Raw genomic sequence first — 19,518 nt, 5'->3', positions numbered from 1 at the left:
GTCGTGAATCGACGAGTCGTCCACGTCATCATGACTCTCGGCGGAGCCCATGGTCAGCCCGCGAGGAGCGACTCGAAGGAGACCCAGCTCGGCGATCGAATGCTATCCTTCGTGATGCGCTCGATCCGCTCATTTCTCCTGCTCGTCTCGCTCCTGCTCGGCGGGCTTCTCCTGCTCGTCTTGCCTCTGCTCGGTGGCTGTCAACGGAGCGCTCCCGCCGGTGCCAGCGAGGATGCCGCACAGACGCGCGGGGGCGAGGAGATCCGCTATCTGGCGCTCGGCGACTCATTCACGGCAGGGACCGGGAACCAGCCGGACGACGCGTTCCCCTCGCGTCTCGCCTCGCTTTGGCGCGCGGACGGCCGCCGGGTGACGCTCAAGAACGTGGCGGTCAACGGCTACACCACCGAAGACGTGAAAGAGCAGGAGCTCCCGGAGGTGGCGCCATTTCGGCCCACGTTGGTGACGCTCGCGGTGGGCGCCAACGACTACCTGCATGGCTGGAGCGCGGACGTGTACCGGTCGCAGCTGCGGGTGCTCTTCCGAGCGATCATGGATGCTGGCGTCGCTCCGAGTCGGATCGTGGCGCTCCCGCAGCCGGACTGGTCGCTCTCTCCGGTCGCCGCTTCGTTCGGAGATCCGCGGCAGATCGGCGCGGACATCGTCGCCTTCAACACCATCCTGCGCGACGAGGCGCGGGCCGCCGGCGCGCGTTACGTCGACCTGTATCCGCTCATGCACAAGCAGGCGGAGGCGAACATGCTCGCCAGCGACGGCCTGCACCCCTCGGCGCGCGCGCACGCCGAGTGGGCGGCGGCGCTCTACGAACACGTGGAGCCCTGAGGTCGCGGGCCGCTACCGCTTCCCGTTCTTCTCGCGGTTCACCAGGTCGAGGAGCTGCACGGCGACGGCCTTATCCACCCGGAGCGGCATGACCCCGAAGCTCTCTGCCACCGCGTCCTGCTCGAACAAGAAGCGCCGCAGCACGTCGCTCGGATAGTCCTCGAACGGCAGCGCAAACGCTCCGTGCGGCTCGCCGTTGAGCGCCAGCGCGTGGTGCGACCGTGCGCCGACGCCACGGAGTTCGTGGCACGTGATGCACCCTTGTTCGCCGAGCAGCGCCTCGCGCAGTCCGCCGGTGAGCGAGCGCAACGGCGCGAGCGGATCGTCTCTTACCCAGTGAAAGCTCGCCGCGTCGAGCCCGAATGCCGCGAGCGTCCCGCTCCGCAGGTCGGCCGGCAGCGGCATCCGGAAGTGCAGGAACGCGCCGAGCGGCCGGATCATCATCGGCAATCGCTCGTCGCTCTTGATCCACGAGTAGGCGCGCTTCATCCGGTAGAAGTCGACGAGGCGGTAGAGATTGTCCTCGTCGTCGAGCCCGACCACGATGACCGGCTGAGTCCTCTCCAGCACCTCGCGCGGGAAGTACAGTTGCTCGCCCCGGAGGTTCGAGACCACCAGCCAGTCCCCTTCGCCGACCTCGGACCTCGGCCGCTGGGCCAGGTAGCCGAGCAGATCGATGGCCTGATAGGTCTTGCCGGGCAAGGGGGAGCGCTCGAGGCCCGCCTCGCCGAGGAGAACCATCATCGTCTCCCGCAGCGCGTCGTCGACCGGGTAGGTGGTGATGGCCCGAGGATCCTTGCGGAACTCCGACGCGTCGAGCGGCGGCCGTGCACCCCAGCGGTGGAGCACGCCGAAGGGGTCGTCGATGGAGAGCTCGTCGAGGCTCGAGGTGATGAAGGTGAGCACCAGATCGCCAACCGGGTTTCCGCTCCCGCCCCAGTCCAGGATGCTGTGCGCGTCGCGCATGGGCACGATGAAGTAGTCGACGTCGCGCGCGCCCGCGTTCAGGAGCGCGTGCGCGAAGGGGCGAGCCTTACGCGCCCAGCCGACGTCGTCCTCCTCGCCGAACAGCATCAAGAACGGTGGCGCGTCGGACCGCGCGTACGTGATGGGCGAGGACTCCCTGAGATCTTCGACCGAGCCCGCGAAGAACGCCGCGTCGGGGTCCCCCTCGAGCACCGCCCCGCCGAGGTCGTAGGTGCCACGCAAGACGATGACACCATCGACGCGTTCGGGATCCATGCCGGCCCCCTCGAGGAGCCGCCGATCGAGCGCGAGGATGGACGCCATCCACGCGCCGAGGCCGCGACCGACGAGGACCAGGCGCGTCGGGTTGCGCGCGCCGGTCACCTCTTGCACGACCCGGGCGACGTCCGCCGCGCACGCGCGCAGCGTGTAGCCCGTGTGGATGTTGAACGAGACGGCGGCGACGGCGACCCCCTTTCGCTGCAGGGCGTCGCCGACGTTCGCGGCGAAGGCGAGTCGCTCGTCGGGCTGCGAGGGCTCGTTCCCCTGCAAGAAGACGACCAGCGGGCCGCGCTTGCCCGCCAGCGGCGGCGCGTAGAGGTCGACGCTGACGTTCGGCCCCTGAGGCCCCAGCCACTGCACCCAGGCATACGTCACCGTGACTACGGAACTGGCTCCGGCTCCTACGCGCCGCCCGACGAGGTGGGCGCCCAGGGCGAGAAGCGCCGCGAGGAGCCCGAGGCCCAACGCTTTCCGTATTCGCGAACCCATCATCGAGCCTTTTGTGCTCGACGTTTGGCGCGGCAAGTAGGTATCGGTCGCCTCCCGGCGACACAGAGGTGACCAAAGCGTGAAAGTTGTACAAGCTGGGCATCCACCGCGTGCCCCACGAGCTCTTCAATCATCTCAAGGCCGACGACGGGACGGTCTACGTCATGGGCATCCAGCTCCGCCTCCGATCGAATCTGTTCGTCGTGGGCGAGCTTCACAATTTCGAGCTTGAAGCCCTCGCGGCCTATCCGCTGTTGATCCGGTCGTGCGGGGGTATCGTGCCCAGTCTCGAACCTCCCTATCGGGATGGACGCTGCTTCGATGCTCCGGCCATTGACGCGCTCGAAGCGCTCATGGCAGCGCGAGGGAAGTCAACGCGGCTCTCGCCCCCGTCACCCGGAGCAGGGCCATGCGTAGGTGGAGACTCCCCGTCGAAGACCTCGTCGATCCGAACCGCGGCCCGACCCGCCGCCGGCGCGCTGCCGCTGGCGGCCCGTCCGCTGCCCGACGCGCCGGGCACGCTCGCCTGCGCCCCGGAACGCCATGGGACGCGGACGGACCGGCGCGTCCAGCCGCCGACGGCGCACCTGCGTTGCAGATATGCTGTCGATTTGCAGGGAAAACGGCGCGCTCCCGGTCGCCGCCTCGTCGAGCCGCTCGCCGCGCCGTCGGCTTGTTGCTTCGCCGGGGCGCGCGACGACGATTTGCCGAGGGAGTTCGCGTCGCTGCGGGGCGCTCCACGCGCCCTCGGCCGGACCGCGCTTGACAGGTCTCCGGCGACACGGTGACTTCGGGAGGTGAGGTTCTTCTCCACTTATCTTCGTTGGGCAGGATTGGCCTCGTCCCTCGCCGCCGCTGCTTGCACCCCGACGGCGGACCCACCCCTCGGCCCACCGAGGTGGTCGGTCGGGACGGGTGACGCCGGCTCGGGGGCCGGGGGCGACCTGAATTTCGGCGACGTCACCGGCGGCGGGACCGGGATCGGATGCTCCGCGGACATGAGAGACGTCGTGGACGCCGAGGGAAACGTCGTCGCGGTGTGCCCGCCCGAGCTGGGGTGTTTCCAGGGGCAGTGCGTCCCCGCGTGCGAGGCCGCGGAGAAGGCGGGCGGATCCATCGGGTGCGATTACCTCGCGCCGTCGCCGCCGTTCTTCCAGAACGAGCTCGACGCCTCCGTTTACAGCGGCGCGTGCCATGCGGTCTTCCTCGCGAACACCTGGCCCCGCCACGCCAGGATCCGCGTCGCCTTCGGCGGCGAGGCGCTCGACGCGAGCGCGTTCACCTACCTCCCGAGCGGCATCGGACCGAGCACCACGTACACGCGCTTGCCCGAAAGCGGCATCCCGCCGGGCGAGGTGGCGGTGCTGTTCCTCTCGCACCGGCCGGGCGCGGCGAGCTCCTTCGGGTCGCTCGAGTGCCCGCGGGCTCCGGCCGTCCTCGCCGACGTCGCGGTGCACGACAGCGGCACCGGCGCCGCGTTCCAGGTCGCGTCGGACACGCCCGTATCGGCGTACGACATCCTGCCGTACGGCGGGGCGAAGAGCTTCCTCCCCAGCGCCTCGCTCCTGTTCCCGCGCAGCACGTGGGGCAAGAACTACGTCGCCCTGGCGCCGCACGCTCGCGGCCTCGGCAAGTCGTGGTTGATGATCGTCGCCGCCGAGGACGACACCACGGTGGATCTCGTGCCCCCGTCGAGGCTCCCCGGCGGCGGCGGGGCCCCGGGCGCGCCGGCGAACGCCGCCACGCAGGTGACGCTCGGCGCCGGCGACGTGATGCAATGGATGGGCGCCGACCCGAGCGGCGCCGTCCTCCAGTCGAGCAAGCCCATCGGCGTGTGGACCGGCAACACCTACCTGCAGGTGGCCACCGACACCTCCCCGGCCGGCGGCGGTCAGGACGCCGCCCACCAGCAGATCGCGCCGGTCAGCGCCCTCGGCAGCGAGTACGTCGGCGCCGGCGTGGTCTCGCGGCTGGCCTCGCAGGAGCCGGAGAGCGTCGTCTACCGCCTGCTCGGCGTGGCCGACGGCACGGCGTTCTCGTGGGATCCGGCGGCGCCTCCGGGCGCGCCGGCCGCCCTGGCGGCGGGCGAGGTCGCCGAGTTCGAGGCGACCTCGCTGTTCTCGGTGCGGTCGCAGGACGGCGATCACCCCTTCATGCTCACGCAATACATGCCCGGCGCCCCCGCCTGGACGCGCCCCGGCTGCGTGGCGGAGATCCCGATCGCCGGCTCCCCGTGCATGCTCGGGGACGAGGAGTGGGTCATCCAGCTGCCGCCGGAGCAGTTCCTCGAGCGGTACGTGTTCTTCACCGATCCGACCTACGCCACGACGAGCCTGGTGATCACCCGCGTCAAGGGCCCGAACGGCTTCGCGGACGTGGAGCTGAGCTGTCTAGGTCCGGTGACCGGGTGGCGCCGGGTCGGGGCCGCGGGCGCGTTCGAGGTGGCGCACGTCGATCTGAGCCGCGGCTTCGTGGGCGCGAGCCCCGCGTGCGAGACGAGCTTGCACGAGGCGCGCAGCGCGGGCGCCTTCGGCGTCACCGTCTGGGGAACGGACTTCTACGCCTCGTACGGCTATCCCGCCGGCGGCAACGTCGAGAGCATCAACGACGTCGTGGCCCCGCCGGTCCCGCGGTAGCTCCGCGTTGCCTGGATTCATTCCCGGAGCGGGCGGCCCGATGCCGCTCGGGCTCAGCGGGGGAGCCGCTCCATGAAGCGCGTGATGTGCTGGGCGATCTCGACCGGCCGCTCCTCCACGGCGAAGTGCCCTGCGTCGAGCCAGTGGAGCTCCGCGTCGGGGAGATCCCGGAGATACGCCTTCGCGCCGGCGCTGATGAAGTCCGCGTCGTTGCGCCCCCACACGATGAGGGTCGGCGGCTTCCGGGCGCGCAGGAACGCCTGCCAGGACGGATAGCGATCGACGTTCGTCTGGTAGTCCTGGATGAGCTGGACCTGGATCGCGCGCTCCTCCGGGGTGGCCAGGAACGCGAGGTCGTGGGTCCAGGCGTCGGGGCTCACGCGATCGCGGTGCGCCACCGGTACATGCCGGAGGTATTGCTCCTGCTCGACCCCCTCGGCGCTGACGAGCTGGGCGACCGCGGCGGCGCTCGCCGGGGACCGGTCCTCGTGGGCGTGCCGAATGCCCACCCGCAGCGCCTCGGACAGGCCTTCGACGTACGCGTTGGCGTTCTGCACGATGAGCCCGCGCAGCCGCTCGGGGTGGGCGAGCGCGACACGGAGCCCGACCGGCCCGCCGAAGTCGTGCATGTAGATCACGTACCGCGTGAGCCCGAGCGCCTCGGTGAAGCCGGTGATGTGCTCCGCGAGGAGGTCGAACGTGTACGTGACCTCGGAGGGGGAGGGGCGTTCGCTGTAGCCCGATCCCAGGTAGTCCGGCGCCACGACGCGGTATCGGCCCGAGAGAAGGGAGAGCAGCTCTCGGTATTCGTGGGACGACGACGGGAAGCCGTGGAGCAGGAGCAGCGCGGGGCGGTCGGGGCGCCCGGCTTCGCGGTAGAAGATCTTGCGGCCTCGCACCTCGACCGTTCGGTAAAACGTCTTCTCCGGCCAGACCGCCTCGGGCGCTGCCGCTGAGGTCCGGTCTTCGGCCGGGGCGGCGGCGTGGCGGCTCGGCGCGAGCGACGGCCCGGCGCAGCCCACGAGCGCGGCGACGAGGGCAGCGGAGGCCAGCCCGCCCACGGCCCGGCCGAGCCGCGCGAGCCCGGAGCGCCGCCCAGCCGCGGCCTCCGTGGGACCGGCCGCGCCGTTCGCGGCGGGCATGTCCACGGATCTCGCCGGCTCGACCTCCCGAGCTCGCGCCGCCGATCGCCCAGGCTCCCCATCCACGTTCTCCTCGCGGCTCATGCTAACCTCCGTATCGAACTTTTGACGGTTATGCGGCCGGTGTGCTAACCAGTCAAGTGGGTGATCGATGGTTAGCGGCGCGTCGCGTTTCCTCTGGGTCGGCCATCATCGGGCGCTCGACTTCCTCAACACCGAGCCGGTGCAGCGCGGCGGCCGGGTGGAGCTGCTCCCCGACCTGCGCGGCCTCGTCGACTGGTCCAGGGAGGCGGGCTTCCTCGATGGCGCGACCGCGGCGGGCATCCTCGATCGCTGGGAGGGGTCGAGCGAGGGGGCGAGCGCCGTCGGGCAGGCGCATCGGCTCCGGGCGGCGCTGCGCGCGCTGATCGAGCGGCCGCGCGAGCGCGGAGCGGCGGCAGCGGGCGCGCTCGACGTGCTCAACCAGGCCCTGCGCCTCGACGCGGGGTACACGGAGGTCGTGCGGGCGCGCGCCGGGTTCGCGCGCCGGGGCCATGCGCGGATCGACGCGCCGGCGCAGCTCCTCGGCCCCATCGCCGAGGCGGCCGCGGGGCTCCTGTGCGATGTCGATCCGGAGCTCGTGAAGCGCTGCGGGAACCCGGATTGCGTCCTCTATTTCCACGACACGTCGAGGAACCACGCCCGGCGCTGGTGCAGCATGGAGCTGTGCGGCAACCGGATGAAGGTGGCCGCTCACTACCACCGGCATCGGGGCGGTTAACGGCGTGTCGACCTCGGGGCGCTGGCAAGCACGCCGACCACGGCAGCCCGAGGCGACTCGGCACGAGGAAACGACGCGCGCACGCCGCACGGCGGCCCGCCGTGGAGCATGTTTCGAAGCGTTCTTGTGAACGGCGCTCGAAGCGTTCTTGTGAACGGCGCTCGAACGCGTGGAGTCGCCCTGGCGGCGGAGCCAGCTTGACCCTCGCGCGTGCGTCCAGCATAGTGCCCGTGTGCGCTTCTTCCGTTTCTCCTGAGCGACACGCCGTGTGAGCTGCCCCTCGCCCCCGGGCGAGCGCGGCCTCGCGCGGCGTGCGTGTGCGTGCTGAACGGGCGCCGGTGTGCGGCGAGCGGCCCACTGAAGAGCCCTCGTCGTTCGGCGCCTCCCCATCCGCACGGCGTGGCCGACGTCTCGGTCCACGCGAGGAGAACGGCTTGTGTCGAACACCATCAGCTTCCATCGCCATGCCCGGCGCGAGCTCGATCGGGCCGTCCGTGGCGCCTTTTCGGAGCTCGCGGGCGACCTCGAGGCGCGCTCCGCCTTCGCCTCTTTGCTCGGCCACGCCCGCGAGCGCTCGACGCTGCTGAGCGCCGGCCGCGACGCTGCGTCGCGCGCCGCGGCCGTCCGGGCGCTCAAGAACCTCGCGCGCCACCACGCGGCGCACGTCGCCTCGGCGGCCACCTGGGCGGGCGGCGACGCCGGCGTGAACGAGCTGATCCACGCGCTCGCGCAGCACGTCGTCGGCCGCTACGCCGTCCCGCGCGGCTTCGTCTCCGTGTGGCTCGCCGACGATCCGGAGCCGCAGCGCTGGTTCATCGAGCACGCGAACGGCCGGCCGTTCCGCGAGATCGCCGGGCTGCCGGTGCGGATGACCCGCCGCATGGAGCATATCCTCCTGACCTCGCCGCCGCACCTCTCGCTGCAGGCGGCGATGCGGCGCGCGGAGATCCTCGCCCTCGAAGGGCCGCCGGAGCTCGTCGACACCATCCTGACGACGGACCTCGCCGCCGATCTCGGCCACGGGGACCTGTGGCGCCAGGCCTTGCGCTTCTTTGCTCGGTACTGGGACACCCTCGGCCCGATCCGCGTCACGACCATCATCGACTTCCTCTACGCGCGGTGCGTCCGCCCGACCGAGATCGCGACCGACGCGGGGCTCTCGATCAAGGGGCCCCCGGATCCCGAGTTCTCGCTGGCCGGGCGGACCCCTCAGTCGCTCCTGCGCATCGTCGACGCCTGGCACGCCGAGCTCGCGGTTCGCCGCGGCACCGGCCGGACCTGGCCGGCGTCCACGCTACAAGGCTTCCGCTACGCCGAGCCGCCGAGGCCGGAGGCCGAGGAGGGGCCGACCGAGTGGTGGATCGCGGAGCTCCTGAGCAGCGGCGAGCTCGTGGCCGAGGGGCGCGCGCTCCGGCACTGCGTCGCGAGCTACGAGGATCGCTGCGTGCGCGGCGTCTCGAGCATCTGGTCGTTGCGCCGTCAGGCCGGGGAGGGGGCGCCGGCGCGGCGCTTCACGATCGAGGTCGATCCGCGCGCGCGGGCCATCGTTCAGATACGAGGGTTCGCGAACCGCCGCGCCGACGGGCATCCGCGGCGGATCATCGGCATGTGGGCGGAGCGCGAGCGCCTCACCGTGGCCAGCCACGCCTGAGGCGCGCGGCGGGGCGCTCGCCGCGCGTCGGTCGTCGCGGACCCAGGTGCCGCCGCCGCTCACGCTCCCATGGCTGTTCTCGCGAGGGTTGCCGAAGGTCCACTCACGGTTTCCAATTTGTCCAATACGGCGGCGCGCGCGGACGACAGGATCGGCGCATGAAGATCATCCGCAAGATCATCCTCATCCTGGTCATTTTCTCCCTCGGAGGCTGCATGTCCCAAACCACGGAACCGACCCCGGACACGGGGGGCCCCAATGCCACCTTGGCCGTCGTCCGCTACCAAGTCACGGACGTCGATCGCGCCGTTCTCTTCTACACCGAGCGGCTCGGCTTCGCGCTCGACATGCAGTCCGGCACGGAGTTCGCGGCGGTCTCGCGCGGCGACCTGCGCTTGCTCCTGAGCGGACCCGGCAGCTCCGGCGCGCGTCCGATGCCCGACGGCCGCGCTCAGATCGCCGGCGGTTGGAACCGGGTCGTCCTCTATGTCGGCGACTTCGCCGCGCTCATCGATCGACTCCGTGCGGCAGGGACACCCTTCCGAAACGACATCGAACGCGGCGTGGGGGGCGCGCAGATCCAGATCGAAGATCCCGACGGCAACCCGGTCGAGCTCCACGAGGCATCGGCGGAATCGGCCTCGACCGCGGGAGGTCCCAATGCCACCTCGGCAGTCGTCCGCTATCAGGTCACGGACGTCGATCGCGCCGTTCTCTTCTACACCGAGCGGCTCGGCTTCGCGCTCGACATGCAGTCCGGCACGGAGTTCGCGGCGGTCTCGCGCGGCGACCTGCGCTTGCTCCTGAGCGGACCCGGCAGCTCCGGCGCGCGCCCGATGCCCGACGGCCGCGCTCAGGCCGCCGGCGGTTGGAACCGGGTCGTCCTCTACGTCGACGACCTCGCCGCGCTCATCGATCGACTCCGTGCGGCCGAGACACCCTTCCGGAACGACATCGAGCGCGGCGTGGGGGGCGCGCAGATTCAGATCGAAGATCCGGACGGCAACCCGGTCGAGCTCCACGAGGCATCGGCGGGTTAGCAGCGCACCGGGCAGAAATTCTTATTGTGGTCGCATCCTTCGCAGTCACCGGATCAAGCCACTTTACCTCGAGGCCGCGCGCGTTGCCGGTCCCTTCCGCGCGCCTCATCCGGCGTGGCCAACGCGGCGATGGCGATGTGGTGCAGCTTGACGTGCTCGCCGGAGGACTGGGCGATGAGCGCGGTCGGCGAATTGCCGGAGAGGGCCACGAACTCGCGGATCAGGTGCGACTGATCGCAGAACCCTGACTCGGCAGCGAGCCGGGCCCAGTCCGGATCGCGCTCCCTCTCGGCCCGCGAAAGCGCCCGCCGAAAGCGCGTGATCCGAGCGAAGGCCTTCGGGGCGAGGCCGGTCTCTGCGGTGAACACGTCGATGAGCCGCCGGTGGCTGATGCCGAGCGTGGCCGCGACGTCGGCGACGCGCCTTTCGCCTCCCTCGAGCGCCGCGATCGCGTGCGGCACCAGGGGATGACCGGGGCGCGCAGCCGAAAGGCGGTCGAGCAACGCGCGCTCGAGCAGCGCGAAGCGAGCGCGCGGATCCGGCGCCGCGCACAGGCGCTCGCGGAGCTCCGCCGCTCGTCGCCCCCACAGGTCCGCGAGGTCGGCGTGCGTGTCGGTCAGCGCGCCGGGCGGCGCGCCGAGGAACGGCCACGCGCCGCCGGGGCGGAACTGGACCCCGACCATCGACGCGTGCTCGCGTGTGTCGACGCCGAAGGAGGCCTGGTACGCGCCCGACACGGCGGCACCGGCGTGGCGGCGAAGGGTGGGGCCGTCGTAGATGCGAAGCTCGTCCTCGTCGAGGTTGACGACCAGCTGGAGGGTACCGGAGGGCAGGATGCGCTCGGCCGCGTGGGGCGGCGCAGCCGAAAGGTACCAGAGCTCGGCGACGTGCGCCGAGAGCGGCGGACCCGGCACGTGGCGGACATACAACACGAGGACATTGTGGCCGACGATCTCGTCGCCGGCCACATCGCTGCGTGGCGGTCGCCGGCGTCGGTCTGTCGCTCGGCTTCGGCGCACACGTCGGGTCGACCGTCGGCGGCTGGGGCATCGGCGGCCGGGGCATCGGCGGCCGGGGGACCATCAAGGCACGCTTCAGGATTGTCGGCTCGCCGGTCGTGCTCTACGGCAGGGGGCCGAGCTTGACGAGATTGCGAGGACCGTCTACGCGCTTCGATAGGTTCTCAACGAAGGGCGGGACGAAATGATGAAACACTTGCGCAAGATGCTCGATTCCGAGGCGCCCGCGGCAACGCTCCTCATTCGCCTCTCGGTCGGGGCCGTCTTCTTGTCCGAAGGGATCCAGAAGTTCATGGTTCCAGCGGAGCTCGGCGCCGGACGGTTCGCCAAGATCGGCATTCCCTGGCCGGAAGTCATGGGACCTTTCGTCGGGGTGGTCGAGATCGTCTGCGGAGCGCTCGTGCTCGCGGGGCTCCTGACCCGGTTCGCCGCCGCTCTGCTCGTCATCGACATGGTCGTGGCGCTGGTCTCGACAAAGCTCCCGATCCTGCTCGGCCGAGACATCCTCGGCTTCCACGTGCGCAAGCTGCCGCAATACGGCTTCTGGAGCATGGCCCACGAGGCGAGGACGGACTGGGCGATGCTGCTGGGCGCGCTCTTCCTCGTCCTCGTCGGCGCGGGGCGCTGGTCCCTCGACACGCGCTTGGCACGGCGCCGGAGCGCGCTCTGAAGAAGAGCTCCTCGACGCACACAGCGAGGACCCCTCCGTCTTTCGTCTTCCGTCTTCCGTCTTCCGTCTTCCGTCTTCCGTCTTCCGCCTTCCGTCTTCCGTCTTCCGTCTTCCCTCTCGCGTGCGCGTGTGCGTGCGCGATTCCCTGGAGTCAGCGCGCACGCGCACGCGCACGAAGGACGAGCACGGAAGACGAAGGACGAGCACGGAAGACGAAGGACGAGCACGGAAGACGAAGGACGAGCACGGAAGACGAAGGACGAGCACGGAAGACGAAGGACGAGCACGGAAGTCAGAAGACGTCTACATGAAGGCTACGCGAAGACCGCTCTAGGTTGCCTCGTCCCCGAAGAGCGCGTCCATCTCCAGCTCCACTTCCCCGAACGGCTCTGCCCTGACCCGCTCTCCGCGCTCGGCGGTGAGGATCAGCAAGTAACCCTCGGACGTCCACCGGTAGACGGTCAGCGTCTGGTCCTCCGGATCCACCATCCAGTAGTGCGGTACCCCGCATCGCTGATAGACGCGCATCTTCTTCACCCGATCGAGGCGCGCGGTGGAGGGCGACAGCACCTCGCATATCCAGTCGGGCCGCACGGAGATCGGCGTCGTCCTGGGCAGCTCGGGCAATCTCTCGCGCAGCCATCCGACCACATCGGGGCGATAGACCTGATCCTCGGCGAACTGCACCTCGGTCTCGGTCGTTATCCACCACCCGCCCGGGAGCCGCCCGCCCGGCCGACGGTCGTACGGATCGCCGATGCGGCCTCCGAGGACGCGCTGCGCCCTCCCGTGCGGGCCGCTCGGCATGGCCTTGCGCACGAGCTCGCCGTCGACGATCTCGTGAAAGCGCTGCTCCTCCGGGATGGCCAGCAGATCGGCGAGGCTGGCCCGGGGCCCGCGCTGGACGGCGACCGACATCCCGCCAGCATACCGCGCGACGCCGCCGGCTTGCAGGCCGGCTGCGGCAGGCGTCTGGCAGAGGACCGGCGAGGCCCCTGCGCGCGGGGGCTCTGGCCGCAGCGGGCGGGCTGCCACAACTTCGCCACAACCTCTCCGCGTTCGTTCCTCGTCGCGGGCGCGGGCGCGCCTCGCGCGGGGGGTACTCCCAGCGAGGCGTGCGGCGGCACCGACCAAGCCGAGCTTCCCGGGAGCGATCGCGCTCCGACGATCGCCAGAGGAGGCTCGGTCGAGCGTGCCGCGCAGCGCTCACCCCCACGGAGGTCCTGTGCAGGCGCAAGCTCCCTGTCTCCTCATCCCCCCATCCTCGACGGAGCCCGGCACGGACGCCGGCGCTTCCGAGCCCGCGGCGTCCCGGGTCGACACACCAGCGCCGCCCACGGCCGGCGCAGCCGCCGAGCCCGCGGCCAGCGCAGCCGCCGAGCGCGCGACCAGCGCAGCCGCCAGCGCGGCCGCCGCCGGGCCCGCAGCGCGCGCCGCACACCCCGGCTGGACGGCCTCTCTCCTCGCCGAGCGGCAGGCCGCGGATCTCCGCCGGGACCTCGCCAGGTTCGGCGTCGGCGTCGGCCTCGCCGCGCTGTACGGGCTCGCGCTCGGCGCGCGCCAGGGCGGCGTGTCGCTCGTCCAGCACGCCGCCGGCGTCCCCGCGGCCATGGTCGCCGTCGCCTGCCTCGGCGTCCCCGCGCTGACGATCGTCCTCACCCTCTTCGACGCGCCGCTCGACCCCGCGCGCGCCCTGTCGGCCACGGCGCGCGCCGCCGCGGCGACCGGGCTCGTGCTCGGCGGCCTCGCGCCCGCCGCCGCGCTCTTCGTCGTCACGAGCGGGGCGCACGAGACGGCGGCGATCATGGGGCTCATCGGCCTCGCGGTCGCCGGCGTCATCGGCGTGCGCGTCCTGCTGCACGATCTCGGCGCCGTGCTCCGGCCCGATCGGGGCCCGCTCACCTGGTCCGGCACCACCGCGGCGCTCCTCGGGTTCGCCGGGTTCGCGGTCGCGCTCGCCCTGCGCGTCTGGTGGGGGACGCTCCCCATCCTGAAAGGAGGTGTCCTGTGAGCGCCGCCGTCGTGAGCCGCCTGCTCCGGGCGCCCGCCGAGGTCGCCGCCAGCTGCCGTGAAGACAGGGACATCCGCGCCATCGCGCTCGCGTCGCTCGGCGCCATCGCCCTCGGCTCCGCCGTGTTCGGCGGCGTGATCGGGAGCTTCCGCGGCAAGGAGCAGATCCTCTACGCGGCCGTGAAGGTGCCGCTCGCGATGCTGATCACGCTCGCGCTCTGCGCCCCGGCGTTCCACGCGCTCGCGGCGGTCCTCGGCCGCCCCTGGCCGATGCGGTCGATCATCGCCCTCGTCCTCGCGTCGGCGGGCCGCTCCTCGCTCGTGCTGCTCGCGTTCGCGCCGGTGCTCTGGCTGCTCATCGACCTGGGGCTCGGCTACCACGCCTCCTCGGTCGCCGCCTGGCTCGCCTACGCCGCCGCGGGCCTCGCCGCGCTCGGCGTGCTCGTGCGCGGCATCGGCGCCGGCCAGGGCCGCGGCCTCACCGCGGTCGCCTTCATGGCCGTGTTCTTCGCCGTCGGCGGGCAGGCCGCGTGGATGCTCCGGCCGTACCTCGGCCGGCCCAGCCAGAAGGAGATCCCGTTCGTGCGCGCCCGCGAGGGGAGCTTCTCCGACGCGCTCGTCAGGAGCTGCCGCTCCGCGCTCGGGATCTACGACGAGGATCCGCGCTCGCTCGAGCGGCTCCCCGAGCGCACCCCCGCGTCGCTGGACGGCCCCATCCCGGTCGACGACGACGCCGCGAGCGTCGGCCCGACGGAGGCGGCGCGATGAGCCTCCGCGACCTCTCGGTCCTGTACCTGCTCGCGGGCCTCGCGTGCGCCGTCGCGGTGTACCGCGCCTCGCGCGATCGCGGCGACGCGCGCCGCCGCGCCGCCCTCTCCGCGGCGCTCTGCGTGCCGCTCTGGCCCATCTGGGCCCCCGTCGCGCTCACCGCCGGCCGCGGGGACGGCGGCGGGCGGCCGGACGGCGACGCCGGCACCGCCGCCGCGCGCGTCCAGGGCGCGCTGCGCGAGGGGGTCAGCGCCTGCGCCGGCACGTCGTTCGAGGCGCTCCTGTCGCGCGACGCCGCCGCGCGCATCGAGGCCGAGGTGGCGCGCGCCGCCGCCCGCCACGCCGAGCTCGACGCGCTGCTCCGCCAGGGCGGCTTCGACGAGGCCGCCGCCGCGGCGCGCGTCGCCGAGATCGAGCGCGGCGGCGCGGGGGGGCGCGCGCTGGCGACGGCGCACCTCCACCTCGAGAACATCCGGCGCCTCCGGGCGATGCGCGATCGCGACGCCCGCGCCCTCGAGGAGCTCGCGGATCTCGTCCAGGCGCTGCGCACGCAGCTCGTCCTGGCGCGCTTCGCCGGATCCTCGGTCGAGGGCGTCGGTGGTATCGTGTCCGAGGTCTGGGCGCGCGTGGAGGGCCTCGGCGCGGCGATCGACGCGCACGGCGGCGCCGGATCAGAGGGACCGATCGCGACGTGAGCAAGCACATCCTGGTCGTCGACGATGAGGCGCGCATCCGCGAGGTCCTGCTCTACGCCCTGCAGAAGGAGGGCTACACCGTCACGGCGGTCGCCGACGGCCGCGCGGCGATCGAGGCGGCGGGGGCGGGGAGCGTGGACCTCGTGGTGCTCGACGTGATGCTCCCCGAGCTCGACGGCCTGGAGGTGTGCCGGCGGCTGCGCGCCGGGAGCAGGACGCCGATCCTCTTTCTGTCGGCGCGCGGCGACGAGGTCGACCGGATCGTCGGCCTCGAGCTCGGCGGCGACGATTACCTCGCCAAGCCCTTCTCGCCGCGCGAGCTCGTGGCGCGGGTGCGCGCGCTGCTCCGGCGGGCCGAGGCGCCGCCCCCCGCGCCGGCCGAGGCGCGCGCCGCGGTCCTCCGCCACGGCCCGATCGAGGTCGACACCGACCGCCACGAGGCCCGCTACCTCGGGCAGGCCGTGTCGCTCACCGCGACCGAGCTCGGCGTGCTCGGCGCGCTGCTCGAGCGGCCGGGCGTCGTGCTCTCGCGCGGTCAGCTCATGCAGCGCGCCTACCGCTACGACAACCTCATCACCGAGCGCACCATCGACACCCATGTTCGCCGGATTCGCGCCAAGTTCCGCGCCGTTGGCGGCGATCCGATCGCGACCGTCCACGGCGTCGGCTACAAGGTGCAGGGCGCGTAGCCGGGCCGCGATGCCGGGCCGACCGATGCGCGCGATGCGCCCGATGATCGAGCGCCTCCGCCGGGAGCTCGGCCGGATCCGCGTCCGGCTGCTCGTCGTCAACCTGGTGGTGTTGCTCGTGCCGGCGGCGGGGCTCGAGTTCGCGCGGATCTACGAGCGGCAGCTGCTCGGCTCGCTGGAGCGCGACATGGCGAACCAGGCGGCCCTGGTGGCGGCGATGCTCGCGTCGGGTCTCGACCGGGGGCTCGAGCTCGACGCGCCGGAGCACGGCGACGTGCTGACCCAGGCCGCGCGGCGCACGCGCACGCGCGTGCGGATCCTCGACGCGGCGGGCGCGGTGGTCGTCGACTCGCACGAGAACGGCCCGCCCGAGGGGCCGGAGCCGGCGGCGCCCGCGCTGCTCCCGGCGCGCTCCCGGGGCGGTTCAGGCGTCGGCCTCGGCGATCTCGAAGGCGGGGTGCGGCCTTTCGGCAGGGACGCGCGCGAGCGCTGGCCCGAGGTCGCGGACCGCCCGGAGGTGCGCGACGCGCTCTCGGGGCGCCGCGGCGCGAGGACGCGGGTCCGGGAGCGGCAGCCGGCGGTCTTCCTGTTCCTGGCCGAGCCGATCCGCTGGGGCGGCGAGGTGCTGGGCGCCGTCTACGTGGTGCGATCGACGCAGCCGGTGCTCGTGGAGCTGCACCGGATCCGGTCGGGCCTGATCCAGGTCCTCTTGAGCGCGAGCCTGTTCACCGGCCTCGTGACGCTGGCGCTCGCGTGGTCGATCTCGAGGCCGCTCGGCAGGCTCTCGCGCGCGGCCAAGCGCATCGCGGCGGGCGAGCGCGACATCGAGGTGCCGGTCTCGGGGAGCGGCGAGATCCGCGAGCTCGGCGCGTCGTTCGCGGCGATGAACGAGCGGCTGGGGGCGCGCCTGCGGTACATCTCGGATTTCGCGGCCGACGTGGCGCACGAGTTCAAGTCGCCGCTTACGTCGATCCGTGGGGCGGCCGAGCTGCTCGACGAGGGGGCGGCGGACGATCCCGAGGCGCGGCGGCGCTTCTTGCGGAACATCGAGCTCGACGTGGCGCGGCTCGATCGGCTCGTGTCGCGGCTCCTGGAGCTGAGCCGCATCGAGGCCTCGAGCGAGGCGATGACGGTGCTCGACCTGGAGGCGCTCGTGGCGCGGGTGGTGGAGCGGTGCAGGGCCCCCGAGAAGCCGGTGGTGCTGCGGTACGAGATGCAGAAGCGGCTGCTGCGGGCGCGGCAGACGGACCTGGAGACGGCGCTGCTGAACCTCTTGGACAATGCGGTGAGGTTCTCGCCGCCGGGGGAGGCGGTGGTGGTGACCGTGGAGGGCGGGGAGGGCGGGAGGACGGCGAGGATCTCGGTGCGCGACCGGGGGCCCGGAGTGCCGGCGCAGCATCGGGCGCGGATCTTCGATCGGTTCTTCACGACCGACGAGAGCCGGAACGGGACGGGGCTAGAGGACCGATCAGGTTGATTTTGTGATAATTCTGCGCTCTTCGATGGAAGGCTCGACCGTCTCGCCCGGGCCATGATCTCGTCCGCGTCCGGAGGTTCACGGATGGAACGATGGTCGCCGCCGGTGGAGCTGTCGCGGCAGGAGCAGGCGCTGATGAAACGGCTGACACGCGTGAGAGCACTGTTCGGCTTTCTCAGGCTGCACCGGCACGAGCTGTTCGATGAGACCTTCCAGGAGCAGCTGGAGGGCATGTACCGGACGACGGGGGCAGGTGAGCCGCCGCATCCGCCGGCGCTGATGTGCATGGTTACGCTGCTCCAAGGCTACGTCGGCGCATCGGATGCCGAGGCGGTGGAGCTGGCCGTAGTTGACCTGCGCTGGCAGATGGTGCTCGGCTGCCTGGGTGCGGCCACGCCGCCGTTCTCGCAGGGCGCGCTACAGGCGTTCCGAGAGCGGATGGTCGCGCACGAGATGGACCGGGTGCTGCTGGAGCGGACCGTGGCGCTCGTTCGGTCCGGCGCGATGACGGAGGGCGAGAGGCGCGCGGTATCCAAAGCGCTGCGGGTAGCCATCGATAGCCGCCCTTTAGCGGGGGCCGGTCGGGTTGAAGACACGATCAACCTGCTCGGCCATGCTGCACGCAGCATCGTCCGCGTCGTGTCAAAGATCACGGAGCGTCCGCGTGAGGAGATCTGCCGCAAGGCGGGCATCCCGCTGCTTCTGGCTCCCAGCATCAAGGCCGGGCTCGATCTCGACTGGAGCGACCCGAAACAGAAGGCAGCGGCGATTCAGATCCTGGAGCGGCAGGTCTCGTCACTGCAGCAATGGGTCGACCGCCATCTGGACGACGTCGTCGAGCAGCCGCTGCGCATGTATCTGGATGCGCTCACACAGGTGGGAGACCAGGACCTGGAAACCGCCGAGGACGGGACCGTTCGCATCCGGCAAGGGGTTGCGCCCGACCGCCGTGTCTCGATCGAGGACGCCGAGATGCGCCACGGCCGCAAGAGTCGCTCGAAGCGGTTCGACGGCTACAAGGAACACATCGCACGCGATCTTGACCTTCCCGTCATCGTCGCCTGCGCGGTCACGCCTGCAAATCGGCCCGAAGAAGAGGGTGCCGCACCGATCGCCGAGGACGTCCAGCGTCAGCGGCTGCGCCTCGTCGAGCTCCACATTGATCGCGCCTACGTAAACAGTCCCGTCGTTGACGACGTGATCCGCGCGGGTGGCCAGGTGTTCTCGAAGCCTTGGGGCCAGCGGGCTCGAAGCCCCGATTTGTTCAGCAAGCGCGATTTCAAGATCGACCCGCGCGCCAAGACAATCACGTGTCCAGCGGGACAGGTCGAGGTGTTCGAGCCGGGCGACACGGTCGAGTTCGATCCCGAGGAGTGCGGCGCGTGCCCCCTTCGAGCCAAGTGCACGCAAGCTGCCTCGGGGCGAGGGCGGACCGTGTCCATCGCCGAGGACGAAGCTCTGCAGGGCAAGTTCCGGAAGTTGCAGCAGACCGGGCCAGGACGCGCCGTGCTCCGGCAGCGGACAGCTGTGGAGCATGCGCTTGCCCACATCGCGGCACGCAAAGGACACAGCGCGCGCTACATCGGCGCCAGGAGAAACCTGTTCGACCTCCGGCGCGCCGCAGCGATCCAGAATCTCGAGGCGGCTCAGCGGCTGATCCAGGAGGCTGCGTAACTAATTGGAATTAGATGATTTTCAACCCGTTCGGCGTTCTAGGGCTCGCCATCGTGAAGAGCGTTGTCGAGGCGCACGGCGGGGCGGTGAGCGTGGAGAGCGCGCCGGGGGAGGGGGCGACGTTCGTGGTGGAGCTGCCGGTGAGGCAGTAGGGCGGGGAGAGGAGGCTGAGCGAGCGCGTCAGGGCTTTGTGCGGGTCATGTCACCCTCCAGGCGAGGGAGCCCATGCGGCTCGTCTCCGCCACGAAGGGGTGGGCGTCGATGGGTTTGAGCCGGCGCCGCAGCGCCTGCTGGACATCCGCGGGATTGATGGCACGCGGCCGCAGCGTCGAGTGCTTCTTGGGTTGCTCCAGATGGAGCACGACCCGCAGCTTCTTCGCGCCGAGCACGGCCGTGGCCATCTCCGCCTCCTCGGCGTCGTTGGCGTTGACCTTCGCCGGGAGCATGGCAGCGAGCGTGTCCAGGACCTTGCCTGCAACCTCGTCGTCCAGCGCGGACGGCTTCGTGCGCGCGTGGACCCGGTAGTCCTTGACCTCGATGAGCCACGCGGTCCCCTCTGGATCGACGGCGAGCAGGTCGAGCGCCTTGAGCCCGTCGCGCACCACCGAGAACTGCTTACGGTAGAACGTCCATTCGTCGTACTTGGTTGTCCCCCAGGTGCTCGGGAACTCGAAATTCAGGCCATCGACGGCGACGGTCGGCATGAC

At 71.5% G+C, this 19,518-nt stretch carries 18 protein-coding genes and 2 pseudogenes; 15 read left to right on the top strand and 5 right to left on the bottom strand.

Going from position 1 to position 19,518, the window contains the following annotated elements; all coding sequences use genetic code 11:
• The first annotated feature begins 3 nt into the window (after positions 1–3).
• Positions 4–843 (top strand): SGNH/GDSL hydrolase family protein, encoded by an 840-nt coding sequence (locus tag WME98_RS00830; RefSeq protein ID WP_437949460.1) that lies wholly within the window; start codon positions 4–6, stop codon positions 841–843.
• Between the two features lie 12 nt (positions 844–855).
• Here the strand turns inward: WME98_RS00830 and WME98_RS00825 are convergent, their stop codons facing one another.
• The gene (locus tag WME98_RS00825) at positions 856–2,466 is read right to left on the bottom strand and encodes an alpha/beta hydrolase family protein (protein ID WP_437949458.1); all 1,611 of its coding nucleotides are present in this window, start codon (positions 2,464–2,466) and stop codon (positions 856–858) included.
• Between the two features lie 200 nt (positions 2,467–2,666).
• On the opposite strand from WME98_RS00825, the gene WME98_RS00820 reads away from it, so the two are divergent.
• Positions 2,667–3,368: a hypothetical protein gene (locus WME98_RS00820; protein ID WP_437949457.1), complete on the top strand. Its 702-nt coding sequence runs from the start codon at positions 2,667–2,669 to the stop codon at positions 3,366–3,368.
• Between the two features lie 210 nt (positions 3,369–3,578).
• Complete coding sequence (locus WME98_RS00815) at positions 3,579–5,216, top strand: IgGFc-binding protein (protein WP_437949456.1); 1,638 nt, start codon at positions 3,579–3,581, stop codon at positions 5,214–5,216.
• 53 nt (positions 5,217–5,269) lie between these two features.
• On the opposite strand, the gene WME98_RS00810 is transcribed toward WME98_RS00815, so the two are convergent.
• Entirely contained in the window at positions 5,270–6,442 is a 1,173-nt protein-coding gene (locus tag WME98_RS00810; RefSeq protein WP_437949454.1) for an alpha/beta fold hydrolase, read from the bottom strand.
• A 67-nt stretch (positions 6,443–6,509) separates the two neighbouring features.
• On the opposite strand from WME98_RS00810, the gene WME98_RS00805 reads away from it, so the two are divergent.
• From WME98_RS00805 to WME98_RS00795, 3 genes are all read left to right on the top strand, one after another.
• Positions 6,510–7,118 (top strand): CGNR zinc finger domain-containing protein, encoded by a 609-nt coding sequence (locus tag WME98_RS00805; protein ID WP_437949453.1) that lies wholly within the window; start codon positions 6,510–6,512, stop codon positions 7,116–7,118.
• Between the two features lie 436 nt (positions 7,119–7,554).
• The gene (locus WME98_RS00800; RefSeq protein WP_437949452.1) at positions 7,555–8,769 is read left to right on the top strand and encodes a PcfJ domain-containing protein; all 1,215 of its coding nucleotides are present in this window, start codon (positions 7,555–7,557) and stop codon (positions 8,767–8,769) included.
• A gap of 158 nt (positions 8,770–8,927) precedes the next feature.
• A complete protein-coding gene (locus WME98_RS00795) occupies positions 8,928–9,809 on the top strand; it encodes a VOC family protein (RefSeq protein WP_437949451.1) in 882 nt (293 codons plus the stop codon).
• A 53-nt stretch (positions 9,810–9,862) separates the two neighbouring features.
• On the opposite strand, the gene WME98_RS00790 is transcribed toward WME98_RS00795, so the two are convergent.
• Positions 9,863–10,777 carry an AraC family transcriptional regulator gene (locus tag WME98_RS00790; RefSeq protein ID WP_437949450.1) on the bottom strand — a complete coding sequence of 305 codons (915 nt, stop codon included), beginning with the start codon at positions 10,775–10,777 and terminating at the stop codon, positions 9,863–9,865.
• A 235-nt stretch (positions 10,778–11,012) separates the two neighbouring features.
• Here WME98_RS00790 and WME98_RS00785 point away from each other — a divergent pair, with 235 nt between their 5' ends.
• Complete coding sequence (locus WME98_RS00785) at positions 11,013–11,498, top strand: DoxX family protein (protein ID WP_437949449.1); 486 nt, start codon at positions 11,013–11,015, stop codon at positions 11,496–11,498.
• Between the two features lie 34 nt (positions 11,499–11,532).
• Positions 11,533–11,622: pseudogene (locus WME98_RS00780) on the top strand (hypothetical protein); the annotation flags it as partial.
• 206 nt (positions 11,623–11,828) lie between these two features.
• On the opposite strand, the gene WME98_RS00775 reads toward WME98_RS00780, so the two are convergent.
• Entirely contained in the window at positions 11,829–12,416 is a 588-nt protein-coding gene (locus WME98_RS00775) for a Uma2 family endonuclease (RefSeq protein WP_437949448.1), read from the bottom strand.
• A 307-nt stretch (positions 12,417–12,723) separates the two neighbouring features.
• On the opposite strand from WME98_RS00775, the gene WME98_RS00770 reads away from it, so the two are divergent.
• The 7 genes and pseudogenes from WME98_RS00770 to WME98_RS00740 all read left to right on the top strand — a co-directional run.
• A complete protein-coding gene (locus WME98_RS00770; RefSeq protein WP_437949447.1) occupies positions 12,724–13,509 on the top strand; it encodes a hypothetical protein in 786 nt (261 codons plus the stop codon).
• Positions 13,506–14,276 (top strand): hypothetical protein, encoded by a 771-nt coding sequence (locus WME98_RS00765; RefSeq protein WP_437949446.1) that lies wholly within the window; start codon positions 13,506–13,508, stop codon positions 14,274–14,276. Before WME98_RS00770 ends, WME98_RS00765 begins: the two co-directional genes overlap by 4 nt.
• Complete coding sequence (locus WME98_RS00760) at positions 14,273–14,971, top strand: hypothetical protein (RefSeq protein ID WP_437949445.1); 699 nt, start codon at positions 14,273–14,275, stop codon at positions 14,969–14,971. The genes WME98_RS00765 and WME98_RS00760 overlap by 4 nt, the downstream gene beginning before the upstream one ends.
• A complete protein-coding gene (locus WME98_RS00755; protein WP_061625230.1) occupies positions 14,968–15,660 on the top strand; it encodes a response regulator in 693 nt (230 codons plus the stop codon). Before WME98_RS00760 ends, WME98_RS00755 begins: the two co-directional genes overlap by 4 nt.
• Positions 15,661–15,694: 34 nt before the next feature.
• Positions 15,695–17,137 carry a histidine kinase dimerization/phospho-acceptor domain-containing protein gene (locus tag WME98_RS00750; protein WP_437949444.1) on the top strand — a complete coding sequence of 481 codons (1,443 nt, stop codon included), beginning with the start codon at positions 15,695–15,697 and terminating at the stop codon, positions 17,135–17,137.
• An 84-nt stretch (positions 17,138–17,221) separates the two neighbouring features.
• Complete coding sequence (locus WME98_RS00745) at positions 17,222–18,811, top strand: IS1182 family transposase (RefSeq protein ID WP_437949443.1); 1,590 nt, start codon at positions 17,222–17,224, stop codon at positions 18,809–18,811.
• Between the two features lie 38 nt (positions 18,812–18,849).
• Positions 18,850–18,963, top strand: a pseudogene (locus tag WME98_RS00740) (ATP-binding protein); the annotation flags it as partial.
• Between the two features lie 45 nt (positions 18,964–19,008).
• On the opposite strand, the gene WME98_RS00735 reads toward WME98_RS00740, so the two are convergent.
• Entirely contained in the window at positions 19,009–19,515 is a 507-nt protein-coding gene (locus tag WME98_RS00735; protein WP_437949442.1) for a hypothetical protein, read from the bottom strand.
• Between the last annotated feature and the right edge of the window lie 3 nt (positions 19,516–19,518).

Source organism: Sorangium sp. So ce296 (assembly GCF_051529605.1).
GTDB classification, from domain to species: Bacteria; Myxococcota_A; Polyangia; order Polyangiales; family Polyangiaceae; genus Sorangium; species Sorangium cellulosum_D.
Note: the sequence above shows the minus strand (reverse complement) of the source record. Positions and strands in the feature narration are given on the sequence as shown.